14 protein-coding genes are annotated in these 15,427 nt (G+C 51.8%); 13 read left to right on the top strand and 1 reads right to left on the bottom strand.

Annotation, left to right across the window (positions count from 1 at the left end; all coding sequences use genetic code 11):
• The first annotated feature begins 11 nt into the window (after positions 1-11).
• From tssH to QLH52_RS23350, 10 genes are all read left to right on the top strand, one after another.
• Positions 12-2,705, top strand: a complete 2,694-nt coding sequence (tssH, locus tag QLH52_RS23395; protein WP_319963148.1) for a type VI secretion system ATPase TssH — start codon at positions 12-14, stop codon at positions 2,703-2,705.
• A 288-nt stretch (positions 2,706-2,993) separates the two neighbouring features.
• Positions 2,994-3,470 (top strand): hypothetical protein, encoded by a 477-nt coding sequence (locus QLH52_RS23390; RefSeq protein WP_101053077.1) that lies wholly within the window; start codon positions 2,994-2,996, stop codon positions 3,468-3,470.
• A 128-nt stretch (positions 3,471-3,598) separates the two neighbouring features.
• Positions 3,599-4,252 carry a hypothetical protein gene (locus QLH52_RS23385; RefSeq protein WP_101053078.1) on the top strand — a complete coding sequence of 218 codons (654 nt, stop codon included), beginning with the start codon at positions 3,599-3,601 and terminating at the stop codon, positions 4,250-4,252.
• Positions 4,253-4,729: 477 nt separating this feature from the next.
• Positions 4,730-4,990 (top strand): hypothetical protein, encoded by a 261-nt coding sequence (locus QLH52_RS23380; RefSeq protein ID WP_319963147.1) that lies wholly within the window; start codon positions 4,730-4,732, stop codon positions 4,988-4,990.
• A 203-nt stretch (positions 4,991-5,193) separates the two neighbouring features.
• Positions 5,194-5,502, top strand: a complete 309-nt coding sequence (locus tag QLH52_RS23375) for a hypothetical protein (protein WP_319963146.1) — start codon at positions 5,194-5,196, stop codon at positions 5,500-5,502.
• A 70-nt stretch (positions 5,503-5,572) separates the two neighbouring features.
• Complete coding sequence (locus QLH52_RS23370; RefSeq protein ID WP_319963145.1) at positions 5,573-6,166, top strand: DUF6931 family protein; 594 nt, start codon at positions 5,573-5,575, stop codon at positions 6,164-6,166.
• Between the two features lie 10 nt (positions 6,167-6,176).
• Positions 6,177-6,470: a PAAR domain-containing protein gene (locus QLH52_RS23365; RefSeq protein WP_319963144.1), complete on the top strand. Its 294-nt coding sequence runs from the start codon at positions 6,177-6,179 to the stop codon at positions 6,468-6,470.
• Positions 6,471-6,516: 46 nt separating this feature from the next.
• Positions 6,517-8,469, top strand: coding sequence for a type VI secretion system Vgr family protein (locus tag QLH52_RS23360; RefSeq protein ID WP_319963143.1), 1,953 nt, complete (start codon positions 6,517-6,519; stop codon positions 8,467-8,469).
• A gap of 152 nt (positions 8,470-8,621) precedes the next feature.
• Positions 8,622-13,043, top strand: a complete 4,422-nt coding sequence (locus QLH52_RS23355) for an RHS repeat-associated core domain-containing protein (RefSeq protein ID WP_319963142.1) — start codon at positions 8,622-8,624, stop codon at positions 13,041-13,043.
• Positions 13,044-13,059: 16 nt separating this feature from the next.
• Positions 13,060-13,536, top strand: coding sequence for an SMI1/KNR4 family protein (locus QLH52_RS23350; RefSeq protein WP_129871448.1), 477 nt, complete (start codon positions 13,060-13,062; stop codon positions 13,534-13,536).
• Positions 13,537-13,568: 32 nt separating this feature from the next.
• On the opposite strand, the gene QLH52_RS23345 is transcribed toward QLH52_RS23350, so the two are convergent.
• Complete coding sequence (locus QLH52_RS23345; protein ID WP_033159208.1) at positions 13,569-13,811, bottom strand: hypothetical protein; 243 nt, start codon at positions 13,809-13,811, stop codon at positions 13,569-13,571.
• Between QLH52_RS23345 and QLH52_RS23340 the strand changes: the two genes are divergently transcribed.
• From QLH52_RS23340 to QLH52_RS23330, 3 genes are all read left to right on the top strand, one after another.
• Entirely contained in the window at positions 13,710-14,207 is a 498-nt protein-coding gene (locus QLH52_RS23340) for an RHS repeat domain-containing protein (RefSeq protein ID WP_319963156.1), read from the top strand. The genes QLH52_RS23345 and QLH52_RS23340 overlap by 102 nt on opposite strands.
• A 77-nt stretch (positions 14,208-14,284) precedes the next feature.
• Positions 14,285-14,770 (top strand): DUF6985 domain-containing protein, encoded by a 486-nt coding sequence (locus QLH52_RS23335; RefSeq protein ID WP_319963141.1) that lies wholly within the window; start codon positions 14,285-14,287, stop codon positions 14,768-14,770.
• Between the two features lie 158 nt (positions 14,771-14,928).
• Positions 14,929-15,333 (top strand): barstar family protein, encoded by a 405-nt coding sequence (locus QLH52_RS23330; protein ID WP_319963140.1) that lies wholly within the window; start codon positions 14,929-14,931, stop codon positions 15,331-15,333.
• The last annotated feature ends 94 nt before the right edge of the window (positions 15,334-15,427 follow it).

Raw genomic sequence — 15,427 nt, 5'->3', positions numbered from 1 at the left:
GAATAAACACCATGGCGGAAATTAGCCGAGTCAAGTTGTTTGGGAAATTGAACAAGGTTTGTTACAAAGCCGTCGAGGGTGCGACGGTGTTTTGCAAACTAAGAGGCAACCCCTATGTCGAGTTGGTGCATTGGTTAAGCCAACTGCTACAACTGCAAGACTCCGATTTGCACCGCTTGGTGAAGCATTACGGTTTGGATGCCTCGGTGATTGCCAAGGACGTGACTAACGCGCTGGACCGCTTGCCGCGCGGTTCTACGGCTATTTCCGATTTTTCGCCGCATATCGAGGATAGTGTCGAACGCGGCTGGGTCTTCGGCACATTGTTGTTCGGTGAGTCTCAGGTGCGCAGCGGCCATTTATTGGTCGGTATGTTGAAAACCAAATCCTTGCGCAACGAGTTGCTGGGAATTTCCAAAGAGTTCGAAAAACTCAAACCGGATACGGTTTCCGACGAGTTGCCGAAGATTGTGTCCGGTTCACCGGAAGACGGATTGGTTGCCAATGATGGTTCGCTGGTTGGCGCTACGCCCGGCGAAGCCAGCGGTGCGATTGCACCGGCAGCGATGGGCAAGCAGGAGGCGCTGAAACAATTTACCGTTGACCTGACCGAGCAGGCGCGTAACGGCAAAATAGATCCTATCGTGGGCCGTGAGGAAGAGATTCGGCAGGTCATCGATATTCTGATGCGCCGCCGGCAGAACAATCCGATTCTGACCGGTGAGGCTGGTGTCGGCAAAACTGCGGTAGTTGAGGGTTTTGCTTTGAAAATTGTCGCCGGCGACGTGCCGCCGTCATTACGCGATGTGAGCTTGCGGACCTTGGATGTCGGCTTGTTGCAAGCCGGCGCCAGTATGAAAGGCGAATTCGAAAACCGCCTCCGCCAAGTTATCGAAGAAGTGCAAGCCTCGCCAAAACCCATCATTCTGTTTATCGACGAAGCCCATACCTTGGTGGGTGCGGGCGGCGCGGCAGGTACCGGCGATGCCGCCAATCTATTAAAACCGGCGCTGGCACGCGGCCAATTGCGCACCGTCGCGGCCACTACCTGGGCGGAATACAAAAAACATATCGAAAAAGACCCGGCCTTGACCCGACGTTTTCAGGTCGTGCAAGTGCTGGAGCCGAGCGAAGCAAAAGCCATCGGCATGATGCGCGGCGTGGTCTCGGTGCAGGAAAAACATCACCAGGTGTTGATTCTGGATGAAGCGCTGGAAGCTGCCGTCAAATTATCCCATCGCTATATCCCGGCCCGGCAATTACCAGATAAGGCTGTCAGCTTATTAGACACCGCCTGTGCCCGAGTAGGCATCAGCCAACACGCGGTGCCCGCCGAAGTGGACGACTGCCGTAAACGCATACAAGCCTTGGAAACTGAGTTGGCGATTATCGGCCGGGAAAAAGCCGTCGGTGTCGAAGTGGCTGCGCGGGAGCAAGTGGCTAACGAAAAATTGGCTGCCGAACAGGAACGGCTGGCTGGTCTGGAACAGCGTTGGAATGCCGAGAAGGAATTGGTCGGCAAGATTTTGGAATTGCGCGGCAAACTCAGATCGGCTGGACACGCTGTCGATACAGCCGAACCGGCGGAAGGCGATACTGGTAGCGAAGCCAACGATCGCGACGCCTGGCTGACCGAATTGAAAGCCTTGCAGGCTCAACTCCACGCACAACAAGGCGAGTCGCCGCTAATTTTGCCAACCGTCGATCAGCAGGCTGTAGGCGCTGTTGTGCAAGATTGGACCGGCATTCCGGTTGGCCGGATGGTCAAAAATGAAATCGAAACGGTACTGAAGCTGCCGGATTTGCTGGAGCAGCGCATCATCGGTCAACGCCACGCACTGGAGATGATCGCCAAGCGCATCCAGACTTCGCGCGCCGGCCTGGATAATCCGAACAAGCCCATCGGTGTATTCATGCTGGCCGGTACTTCCGGCGTGGGTAAGACCGAAACCGCGTTGGCGTTAGCCGAAACCTTATATGGCGGCGAGCAAAACGTCATCACCATCAACATGAGCGAATACCAGGAAGCGCATACCGTTTCCACCCTGAAAGGCGCGCCTCCGGGCTATGTCGGTTACGGCGAAGGCGGCGTGTTGACTGAAGCGGTAAGGCGCCGCCCCTACAGCGTGGTATTGCTGGACGAAGTGGAAAAAGCCCACCCCGATGTGCACGAGATTTTCTTCCAAGTGTTCGACAAAGGCTGGATGGAAGACGGCGAAGGCCGGGTCATCGATTTTAAAAATACCTTGATCTTGCTGACCACCAATGCCGGCACCGACCTGATTGCCAACTTGTGCAAAGACCCGGATTTAATGCCGGAGCCGGAAGGCATTGCCAAGGCTTTGCGCGAACCGTTGTTAAAAGTATTTCCGCCAGCCTTGCTTGGACGTTTAGTCGTTATTCCTTACTACCCTCTCAACGACGAAATGATAGGCGCAATCGCCCGGTTGCAATTGGGCCGAATCAAAAAGCGCGTCGAAGAATCGCACAAAGTCCCGTTCAGTTACGACGACGAAGTCATCAAACTGATTGCCAGCCGTTGTACTGAATTGGAAAGCGGCGGGCGGATGATAGACGCCATTTTGACCAATACCGTGTTGCCGAAGATTAGCGAGGAGTTCTTGACCCGAATGATGGAGGGTACGCCTATCCAAAGGGTGCATGTGAAGGTTGAGAATGGAGATTTCGGGTATGGGTTCGAGTAATTATGCTCTTTTAAGTTTTTGATGGTGTGTGACTACCGAGTTTTAGCACGAAACCCTAAGGCATCGTATTCCGTTCTCAATATTTGAGGTTGGCATTGATCAAGAGAGTGTTGGATGCCGATTAAGATCATTTTAGGTCGTACCATTTTGCAAGAAAATATCTATTAGTTATTAACGCAGTTTAGGGGAAGATTTTTTTGGATGCTGGTAGTAATCTGTTATTGCCAACAGAGAAGTTAAATATTAATTTTTATTTTTGACATAATTAAATAAAATTTGGAGGCGACAATGGCTGGGCATTTTATTTTGATGGATATATCTGAGCAGGAGTTAGAGGATATCCAAAATGCATGGTTAAGCGATAAAAATAATGTTCCTGTTTTGGACGGGTTAGCTCATTCAGCTGGGACTGATAATGGCGTGGGTGGCCGATTCCCTGGCTGGACTGTTGGGAGTCGAGCTACGTTGGCAACTGCAATGAGCGGGCAGCCGATCGGTAATAGATCAGGGTTGCCTCCGCACAAATATATCGGTTTCGGTGTGGGGCAGATTGGAATTAATGCGGCAAATTATATTATGAAAAATTATCAACAGAGCGGCTGGGTAACACGGTTAGAGCGCCCTGATAATATGGGGTTGTCAGTTTTACATGATTCCGCTCGGGGGGATTGGCCAACTAACAAGGCGAAAGCGTTTGCCAAGCAAGTTAAAGCAAATGGCGTCTCTATAGAAGTATATAAGTTTGAAGGAAATGAAATCAATTAGAGCTGTTGGGAGTTTATACATGTGTTTTATGGTTTGAGACCGCTAAAGCTGTATTTTCAGAGTTTTGAGTGGTTTTATGGTTATTATTTTTTATTATAATTTCTGGTTGAACTTAAAGAGGATATCCCATGACCGCAATTTCTGATTTTGTTGCTAATCCTAAGCAGTTTCTAAAAAATAATGTGCTACGAGTGTTGTTTACTATGCCAGCGCAGCCGAACTCTATTGGTATGTTTAAATTTGAGCGAAAAAATTACGATGCTGTCAAGCTGGCTACTGGCGCCAATATCCCATGTTATTCATTAGTGCCGATACACGGACAGGAAGCAACCATATTCAGCCGCAACGCGACATCCGCAAATCGTGATTATTTGAGAGCTTATTGGTGTCCATACGAAGACGATGCAATGCATTCGATTATGGTTGGAGCGGGAGCAGATTTCATGTTTACATCAAATATGGATGGCTGCTCATTCGGAGTAGGCTCAGCCACGCCGACTGGCGACCGCAGAGTTGCACATATCAATCTTCGCTCGCAGCCCAACTCACATAACCTGCAGGATGGTACTTTAGCGGTTCAATCGTTGACTGATCACCATGTAAAACCTGACCGCTATATGAAAAGTTCGAGAACTCCTGGAAGTATACCCGGCGAAATTAAGGCGACTACCATAGGAATTCGGAACACGGCGACCGGTGCATGGAGTTTTCATTATCAGCAATATCGCTTGTTAGGTGGGCAGATCAATCAAGTGTATTTGTTGGCGCTAAAAAATGTCTAATAATTTCGTCCATACAAAAAACATAGTTTGTTGAGGCGAATTGTATCTTTCGCGAATAGAAGTCACCTGATTCGGTAGCTGGATTTGTTGAATGATTTTTATATTAAAGGTGATTAATATGGTCGCTTTTTAGATTTTGCAAAAATTGCGATTGCCGCCTATTACAAAGGCAGTAATCAATATTATTCCAAGCCGCCGGAGCATATGGTTGATGACTGGCTGGTGAACAAGTGAGAGTCGAGCTTGATTGGTGCGGCGACGGTTTTCAGAGTCGTAGATCCGAATAGTGAAACGTATTCGGACTAATTTAAAGTCTACATTCTTCCAAATACACTAATGCTATTAGGAGTTGGGTGGGCAGCCAAGTTAGCAATACCGAAGGTTAGATTTATTGAATTTTGAGTGGGTGCGCCGTATCGTTGAAAACCTGGCGATAAGCGCCAATTAGTTCCCTATGCATATTTCCTGTGAATAAAGATGACTCAATTAAATTCAGTCAATGATTTGCGGGAATATATTAAAGAGCTGGGGGAGTTTCGGGCTCGGCCTATTGTTGCCGGACAGCATCCGACTTTGTATTCGGATCATAGTCAAGGAGCTATTATTAAAGGTATACGAGAAAAAGATTATCTTTTTTCGCCGTGCAAAAACTGGGTGGAGCCGCATGAACAAATGGGGTTTTTATTTTCGGCTGAATGGAATCATTTAAAAGATCGGATCACATTAAAACGTAAATAGAATAAAGATAAGTCGATTGATATTAACTGGTTATTGGCGAGCTTTGAATTGCCGGCTGGGTTAAAGTTTGTGCAAGATACTCGGGATAGTCAGCACTATTTGCTAACAGTTACCGAGCGTATGACCATCGACGCCTTAGTGGCAAAATTATTGATGATTGCCGATAGAATGGCAGTATATCCGCATGTGGAAAGGTTCTTGAAATGATTGCCTACAAGTATCCTGAGGAAAAAGAAATACTCATGCACTATGCTCATAAACTACAAGCAAATGGCATCATCGAGATTATTGACAAAGGATATGTAAAAAACGCCAACGAGGCCAAACAGCTGACGGCGTTTTTCTGGCAGATGGTCGACGAGTCGGTTAAAGATGCTGAGCAAGGAGTGGATGCCGCGGGTCATCGCGATCTTCAAGCCTATGATGAGTACATCATGAATACATTAAGATCTTATCTGCTTAACGCCGGATATGAAAAAGAATGGAGTGACGAAGATGAGTCTGCGCAGTGAGATAGACGGCATAATAAGCTGAACGGTTTTTCGATTTATATTTGAAAGGTGAACGGAAAGTGGGGAATACATGGCTGGCGCAGTGTCATTAACTAAAGTATCGATACCTAAAGCCTCGGCGATTTGCCAGGATATTCAACTGGATCAGCAGGCAACTGCAGGCCTACTTGCCGACCCTGCGCCGGTTGATTTTTTGAATAAATTGCTCGAACAGCAACTTTATCCCGATGCCGTGCGTTTTATGGCCAGAGCGTTACCCAAGCGCGAAGCGACCTGGTGGGCCTGCCTTTCTGCGCGCAGTGTGGTGAGCCCGCAAACACCCCCTGAAGTCGTTAAAGCGCTCGATGCCGCGGAGTTGTGGGTATTTAAGCCAACCGAGCCTAATCGCCGGGCCGCCAACGCTGCCGCTCACAGCGCATCCTTCGAAAACCCTGCCGCATGGGCAGCCATGGCCGCGTTTTGGAGTGATGGCAGTATGGCGCCGGAAGACGCACCATCGGTTCCTCCTGCGGATAATCTGACGGCCAAGGCGGTGGCCGGTGCGGTAATGTTGGCGGCAGTATTGACTCAGCCGGAAAAGGCCTATGAGAAATACCAATTTTTTATCGAACAGGCTATTGATATTGCCAACGGCGGTAACGGCCGGCTTTGGCAGGCGGCTTAAGGAGATTGCGATGGGACAGCCGGCCGCACGATTAACAGATATGCATGTTTGCCCGATGTTTACGGGACCGGTCCCGCATGTCGGCGGACCGATCAGCGGCCCCGGTGCGTCGACCGTCATGATAGGCAATATGCCTGCGGCGCGCGCGACTGATATGTTGGTCTGTGTTGGGCCGCCAGATACCATCGCAAAAGGGTCGGCAACCGTGATGATAGCCAACATGCCGGCCGCCAGGATGGGTGATATGTGCGCCCATGGCGGCACCATTATCCTCGGTTACCCTACGGTACTGATCGGTGGCTGACGCCGGCTTTATCTCAAAATTATCGTTTTAGCGTTAGGATTTCACCATGCCACTTTCTCAAGAATCTCGCACCGCTTCGGTGGTGACAGCCGCCGGTGCGGATACCTTTGTGCTGTATCGGATGACTGGTAAAGAACAATTGAGCAGTTTGTTTGAGTACGAGTTGGAATTGCTGAGCGAGAACGGCGATATTGATCTGCAAACGGTCTTGGGCACCAGCATTACCGTCAAATTGCAACTTGATAACGGCGTGCTACGCCCGTTCAACGGCATTGTCACGCAGATTAACCAATTCGGCATGCTCGGCGATCTGTATTTCTACCGGGCTATTGTGCATCCGAAAGTGTGGTTACTGACGCAAGCCAGTAACTGTCGCGTTTTATCGCCGGCGCCGGCAACAAAAAACGTGCCGGACATGGTCAAGGCTGTCCTCGCTGAGCATGGTTATACCGACGTAACGACAAAGTTTTCCACCACCTACCAGCCCCGCGATTTTTGCGTGCAGTATCGGGAGACCGACTTCAATTTTATTAGCCGGCTGCTCGAAGAAGAAGGTATCTACTATTACTTCACGCATACCGACAGCATTCATTCGCTGGTGTTGTGCGACGACATTACCAAGTTGGCGGCAGCGACACCGGCCACGGTCAAATACTACCCTGCCGCAAACCAGGGCGGGCGCGACGAGGAGCATTTTTATGAATGGCGGCTTGGACGGCAAATTCGTTCCGGCAGTTACCGCTTAAAGGATTTCGATTTCGAGGCGACAACCGCGCCTTTGGACAAAGTCAAAGATTTGCCTGGCGAACATGCTCAAGCCAGCAAAACCGTCTACGACTATCCGGGGGAGTTCAAAGTAGACAGCGAGGGTGAGCGATACTCGCGCCTGCGCATGGAAGAGCTACGCGCGGAGCACGAGCAAACCGTTGCGCTCGGCAATGTGCGCACGCTGGCGGTAGGGCAAAAATTCACCTTGTCGGAATTTCCGCGCGCCGATCAAAACCGTGAATATCTGACAGTATCCACTCAATTCCAGATCCAAAACAACGACTACGGTATTGCCGAAGCGGGCGGCATGGACGAGTTTCAATGTACCTATTCCGTTATCAGTACCGAATACGCCTACCGTCCGCCGCGGCGTACCCGTGTGCCGGTAGTGCAGGGTGTGCAAACCGCCATAGTCGTCGGCGGCAGCGGCGACGAAATTCTGACCGATCAATATGGCCGGGTTAAGGTGCAATTTCACTGGGATCGGCTCGGCACAAAAAATGAAAATAGCTCATTTTGGGTGCGGGTTGCGCAGATTTGGGCCGGCAATAACTGGGGATCGATGTTTATTCCGCGCGTCGGCCAGGAAGTGATTGTCGATTTTCTGGAAGGCAATCCGGATAATCCCATCATCACCGGGCGCGTGTATAACGCCCAACAAATGCCGCCTTATAGCTTGGATGCCAACAAAACCCAAAGCGGGATCAAAACTCGCAGCACGCCTAATGGGGCGGCTGAAAATTTCAACGAAATTCGCTTCGAAGACAAGAAAGGGAACGAAGAGCTCTACATGCACGCCGAGAAAAACTTTACGCGCATTGTTGAAAACAACGACGTGCAAAAAATCGGTTTTGAGAAAAAAGATGCCGGTGACCAAACCGTGGACATCTACAATCACCGCACCATCACGCTGGATCAAGGCAACGACAAATTGACGGTCAAGACCGGCAATCACACCGTGGAAATCGACAAAGGCAACGACAGTTTGACCGTCACCCAAGGGAACCGGACCGTCAAAGTCAACGCCGGCAGCATTTCCGAAGAAGCCGGGCAGTCCATAGAGCTTAAAGTGGGCTCCAACAGCATTAAAATCGACAATAGTGGCGTCACGATCAAAGGCATGACCGTTAAAATCCAGGCAGACACCCAGGCCGAATTGAAGGGCTTGCAGACCACGGTGAGTGGCGATGGCATGCTGACCCTTAAAGGCGGGATGGTGATGATCAACTGATGATCATTTTTTCCGCCGCGCGAAACCAACCGGATAGAGTAAGGATAATGCTGGAATACTACAGGGATAAGGGACGCCGGGCCGGCGTCGAGCTGGGTCGCGACGACAATGCGTCCATCCAGACTACAGCGTGTGCCTGGATGGAGGTATAGATGGCCGGATGGAAAGATCCCAGGCCAACGGGCTCCGAGATCCGGCCGCGCAACATCGATGCCGGCACGACGATCCGCGATGCTACGCCACGGCCGACACCCATAGGCGTATTACCCGGACAACCGGCCAAGGCAGCACCGCGCATAGTACCGACTCGTAGCGGTTTACCGACATTAAAGCCGGGCTCGCAAGGTGCTGAGGTTCGGCAGTTGCAAGGCTTACTTAACGCCTGTCTTAGTCCATCGCCAAACTTGGTCCTTGATGGGCGGTTTGCTCAGGCTACCGCGAATGCCGTGCGCCAGTATCAACAAAGCGTCGGCATTAACGCTGACGGTATCGTCGGTAAAGACACCTGGTTTTATCTGCTGAAGGGGGATAAAGCGAAAGTCGCTGCGCCGATGCCTCCACCGCCACCCGCAACTGCCAGTACTAGCGCGGTCCAACCGGCTCCCGCACCTAACATGCCTATGCCCATACCGGTGGAAACGGTGGGGAGCTGGACGCTGGAGCGCAAATTCTCCGAAGCCTTGCGTTTAACCGCACCCAAACTGCCCGGCAGTATGCGCCGCGAGTTTGAAGCGCTGCTCAGTCCGGAAAGCTTGGCGATCATGGCCGCAACATTGGTTATTTGGGCGGGCGCCCACGTGTTTGGCGTTGGCGAAATCGTCGATATTCTGATGTTGGTGGGTGGCATCCTGATGTTCGGGCTCGCGGTATTCGGCGTCGCCCGCGACCTGGGCGAATTTTTGGCGATCACCGCCACTGCCGGAAACGAACAAGATCTAGACGAAGCTGCCACGCATCTGGCGGACGCCATCGCGGTGATCGGCGTTGCGGCCTTCGTCGCGCTGTTGGCAAAAGTGCGTTCTTTACGCGGAAAAAAAGGCTTGGCCCGCGAATCGGGAGCCGCCTCGGAAGCAGTAACGCCATCGCAAGCAACCGGCAAATCGGCATCCGGTAAAGCGCCGGCTCGCGCGGGTGCGGCGGCGGAGGGAGAAGCTGCAGGTCCCGCAACTTCCAGTAAACCCGCCGAACCGGTTGGCAGCCAATGCGTCACTAAAGGCTGCCCAATCAGCATGGTGACCGGCGAGGAAATGCTGGAAAAGGTGGATTTTACCTGGGACGGACCGCTGCCTTTGGAATGGCGGCGTTTCTATCGAAGCGGCCAGTCCGACATCGACCGGCAACTGGGTTACGGGTGGCTGACGCCGCTGGACGAATGGCTGGAGATCGGCGAGGCCGTCACCTTTTGTAATGCCGACGGCCAGCGTGTCGAATTGCCGTTACCGAAGCCGGGCGCTCATAGCATTAATATATCCGAACAACTGCGCTTGTATCGGGAAAACGGCCAGTTTCGGCTTGTCGAGCCCAGCGGATTGGCGAAAACCTTCACCGGTCGGTCTGGCCGTTGCCCTCTGCGGGCCTGGCACAACAGCCAGGGCCAAAGCCTGTATTTTCACCGCGACGCCAACGGCGACGTCGAGCGCATCTCCGCCAGCTGGAACAAGCATTTACTGGTTGAACGCCAAGGCCGGCGCATCGTTTCTATTCGTCCCGGCAAACGTGTCGGAAGCGGATTCGAAGCGGCCGGCCAGCCGCTGGTAAATTATCTTTATAGCGAAGAAGGCGATTTAATCGGTGCTCGCGACCGGCTTGAGCAAGGCGAAAGCTACGCCTATCGCAATCATGTCATCGCCCGCCGCACCCTGCCCAGCGGCTTTAACTTTTATTTCGAATGGGATCAAGACACGCCGCAAGGCAAATGCCTGCACAACTGGGGCGATAACGGTGTTTACGATTACCGTTTCGAATGGTTACCGGACGGCGTCAGTCATGCCATCGACTCGCGCGGCGGCGTCGCGATTTATCGGCACGATCCGCAAGGCCTGTTGCTCTTGGAGCGCAGCCCGGAAGGCCGCGAAACCCGCCACAGCTACAATGCAGATAACCAACTGGCGCAAACCGTGGCGCCGGACGGCGGTATCACTCGCTTTAGCTACGATAAAGAAGGCCGCTTGGTCGGCGTTTCTGATGCGCTGGGTTTTAGCCAGCGCGTCAAATACGACAAACAAGGCAATCCGGTCGAGTTAATCGATGCCTTGGATCAGCGCTGGCTGCGCCGCTACGACGCCAACGGCCGTCTGGAAGAAACCGTCGCCGCCAACGGCGCGGTCACCCAATACCAATACAACGCCCAAGGCGTGCCGGTGCGCATCACCGATGCACTGGGCCGCACCCGCTCGCTGTTGTGGGACGAACAGTTGCGCCTGGTCGGCGAAATCGGCTTTGAGGGCATCAAGACCCGCTACCAATACGACGATGACGATCGAATCGTCGCCATCGTCGATCAAGACAAACGCACCACCCGTTACGGCTACGACGCGGCCGGGCGCGTTACCGCTGTGCAACACGCGGACGGCAGCACCGTGCAACTGCGCTACAACGCCGCCGGTTTATTGACCCATTACATCGACGGCCTGGGCCACACCACCGAATACCGCTACGACGACGGCCTGTCCCAACCCACCGCTCGCATCGATCCGCTGGGCCACGAAATGCGTTATCGCTACGACAGCGAACGCAACCTGATCGGCCTGATCAACCCGAAAGGCGAAACCTACAGCCTTAACTACGATCGCGACGAAAACCTCATCGAAGAAATCGGCTTCGACGGCCGCATCCAACGCTACCGCTACAACGCCGCCGGCGCGCTGGAAGCCTACCTGCAACCCGGCGCCGACGGCGATTGGAGCGTCACCCGCTTCGAACGCGACCGTCTCGGCCGCTTGCTGAAAAAGCATGCCGCTGACGGCAGCCTGAGCCAATACGGCTACGATCCGCTGGGCCGCTTGCAACTGGCGAAAAATGCCGACAGCTTGGTGCTGTTGGGCTACAACGCCCTGGGCCAGATCAACCAGGAAAACCAGAACGGCGCCATTGTCCGCCACAAATACGACCTGCTGGGCCGGCGCACCCACACCGAAACCCCGGACCGGCACCGCATCGACTACCGTTTCGGCGAGCGCTACCTGGACAGCATCGAATTCGACGGCCAAACCCTGACCAGCCACCGCTACGACGACCTAGGCCGGGAAATCGGCCGTAGCCAAGGCCTACTCAACACCGACTACGACTATGATCCGCTGGGCCGCCTATTGCGGCAGCGCGTCGCCGGCAAGGGCCAGGCGCCGCTGATCGGCCGCCAGTACAGCTACGATACGGCCGGCAAACTCCGCGAACTGGACGACCTGCGCCAAGGTCGCAGCCAATACCACTACGATCCCGCCGCCCGACTGATCCGTAGCGAAGGCCTCAGCCCGGAAAGCTTCGTCCACGACCCGGCCGGCAACCTGCTGGGCGCTAGTGCCGAAGCCGGCCGCGTCGAAGGCGACCGCTTGCTGATGATGGGCGACCGCCACTACAGCTACGACGCCGCCGGCAACCTGATCGAAGAAAAACGCGGCAAGGCCGGCCACATCGTCACCCGTTACCAATACGACGCCGACAATCGCCTGATCCGCGCCGAAACACCAAACGGCGTCAGCCAATACAGCTATGACGCCCTGGGCCGGCGCATTGCCAAACACACCGCGCAAGGCGAAACCCGCTTTCAATACGACGGCCCGCGCCTGCTCGCAGAAACCGATAGCCAGCGCAGCCGTATCTACCTATTCGAACCCGGCAGTTTCCGACCCTTGTTGCTGCACGAACAGGACAACACCCATGCCAGCGGCACCACCTACCACTACCACCTGGATCATCTCGGCACGCCCAGGGAGTTGACAGACAGCCAAGGTAAAATAGTCTGGTCCGCCCGCTACCGCGCCTACGGCAATCTGGCCCTGGCCGACGTCGAAGCCATCGACAACCCGCTACGTTTCCAAGGTCAGTATTGCGATGCCGAAACCGGTTTGCACTACAACCTGAATCGATATTACGATCCGAATGCTGGGCGGTTTATTCATCAGGATCCGATTGGCATCAAAGGGGGGATAAACATATATTGTTATCTTGTGAATCCGATAATGTCAGTGGACCCTCTCGGATTAGCGCCGCTTACCGGTGTAGATTTTTCCGGTAGCCCGGATTTGTTCCCATCGGGAACTGGGCAGCAAAGCATTGTGGAAATAACGATGCAGGGTTCGAGATCAAGAGACTTTGTCCAGGCCTATAAGGCTGCGGGAATAAGCCCTGTAGATGCCGAAGGGTATACTTGGCATCACGTTGATGATTTTAATCCGTCTACAGGGAAAACCACTATGCAGTTGGTGAAAACTGAGGCTCACGAGGCTAGTTTTCCGCATAGAGGCTCGGTGTCTCAGTTTGAGAAGCAATATGGTGTTGAGTATGACAGTAAAGAGTCAGTCGATATAGCCAACAAAAACGGCTGGTTGAAGGGCCGCAAACCTAAATGTGGTTAAATCGGAGGTGCAGAATATGGTGTCAAGAATACTTTTCTCAAAGGGGGGAGTAAATTTATCTTCAGAAGATATTGGAGATATTCAGCAACATTTGAATCTCGTTTTGCCGGAAGAATTGGTCAATCATTATTTAATACATAATGGCGGTATACCTTCAAATAGTTTTTGGATTTTGGAGGATGGCTGTTCTCTATGGGTTAAAAAATTTTTGCCTATGAAATTCCCGGTTGGAACCGAGCGGACTTTGGAAGATAGTTATTTACTGATGGTTGCAAAGAATGTAATGCCCAAAGGATTGATCCCGTTTGCCATTGATCATGGGGGAAATTACTTTTGCATCGATACATCTGGCGAAGTTTACTTTTATGCGGTTGACAGATGGGATGAAGCGTTGAGTGACGAACAAAATCATGAGAAGGCAAAAAAGAAGTTAGGCGTGTCTTTTCAATTGTTTGTAAACCAGCTTGTCGAAACTGACGAATTTGAAGATTAGGCCGCTTAGGCAAAATTAGCCGTATATTAGTCTTATCCAGGGAGACGTACTGATTCGTCGCCAAGTCCAGAATCAGAAAGCTTTGTCCTCGTTGGGCCGGCAACCTGATCGAAGAAAAATGCGGCAAGGCCGGTCACATCGTCACCCGCTACCAATACGATAGCGACAACCGCCTGATTCGCGCCGAAACGCCGAATGGCACCGCCCAATACCGCTACGACGCCCTGGGCCGGCGCATCGCCAAACACACCGCGCAAGGCGAAACCCGCTTTCAATACGACGGCCCACGCCTGTTGGCGGAAACCGATAGCCAGCGTAGCCGTACCTACTTATTCGAACCCGGCAGCTTCCGGCCCTTGGTGCTGCACGAACAAGACCACACCCAAGCCGGCGCCGCCGTCTACCACTACCACTACCACCTGGATCATCTCGGCACGCCCAGGGAGTTGACCGACAGCCAAGGTAAAATCGTCTGGTCCGCCCGCTACCGCGCCTACGGAAACCTGGCCCTGGCCGATGTTCAAGAAATCGACAACCCGCTGCGTTTCCAAGGCCAGTATTACGACCAAGAAACTGGTTTGCACTACAACCTGAATCGATATTACGATCCGAATGCGGGGCGGTTTGTTCATCAGGATCCGATTGGACTGTTGGGCGGGAGCAATCTATAAGGCTTTGGCGAAGCGACTCAATTTTTCTGGATCAAAATCCTCTGGTTGTCTTAAAGAAAAATTTTAGGGGTATGTGTATGCTCGAGATAAATCAAATTCGCGTGGATGATGATGTTCTGTCGTCGGTAATCAATGAAACATTCTTATCTGACTCTAAAAAAATAGATATTTTTATCGAAGCAGAAAGGTTTGATAATATTGATGCCGAAGTCTCTAGATTCTTGGATGCTGTTAATTATTTTATAAGCCATAAAGAAGGAATTGAAAAATTAGTTATAGATAAGGCTTTTGAATACTATTGTGATAATGTCTTAACTAAGAAGTTGCTGTACGAACAAGTATTCGAAATTACAATTGATCCTTTAAGCTTGGCAGAAGAGGTGGGACGGCTTATAAGGCTTGTTAAGATATATATTGATCTGGAAACCGACTGTCCCAGTAACATGGGCTTGTCCTTTGATTGTTATTGGGACCCCGAGCACGGACTGGGTATTAAGCTTAGAAACTTAAACGAATGTGAAATAGGGGGCAGATATTGCTTTTCTATAAAGAGCCATGAATAAGTTGTAGGCTGAAGAAAACCTGCTTATGCGCGATGCAGCTCTTGAGTAATCGTAAGCATGAACGCGAGTCGTAAACAGTCAAGCAGGAGAAATTACTACACGTGGGCTCGCTATGGAGAGGCTGGAAATCCAGCGTTTGTGCAAATCAGATAATTACGATGTCAGATAATCAAGGATTTATTACTGCTGATTCAATAAACGCCGAATTAATAGTTTACGAGTGTCAGCAAAATGGGTGGCTGATTTACACACTTCCTTCCAACATTTGCTCTAAAGATCAGTTCTTTAAAGCGGTCCGCGACAATTTGCCATTGGAACCTCCACTACAAAACAAGAAGAGCTGGGATGCGCTCGCTGATTCATTGTGGTCGGGGCTAGATAGCCTACCGGATAGTAATATTCTTATCATATGGCCGGACACCACAACCATTAAAACAAAAGCTCCTGAAGATTTTGATATTGCAATGGAGATATTGGTGGATCTGCCGCATTCCCTCGCGAACGCAAAACTAACTTTAGGAAAAACAAAAAATCTCTTAGGGGCTGTTGCCATTTTGTCATAATCCCTTTGAAAATCGATTGGCGAGCCATATTGATTGAGTTTTCAATCAAACGATAACTAGCGAATGCCACGCCAACTGCTTACAGATACCCACT

It is taken from the genome of Methylomonas defluvii (assembly GCF_033949435.1).
GTDB classification, from domain to species: Bacteria; Pseudomonadota; Gammaproteobacteria; order Methylococcales; family Methylomonadaceae; genus Methylomonas; species Methylomonas defluvii.
This window is presented reverse-complemented; position numbering and strand designations above follow the sequence as displayed.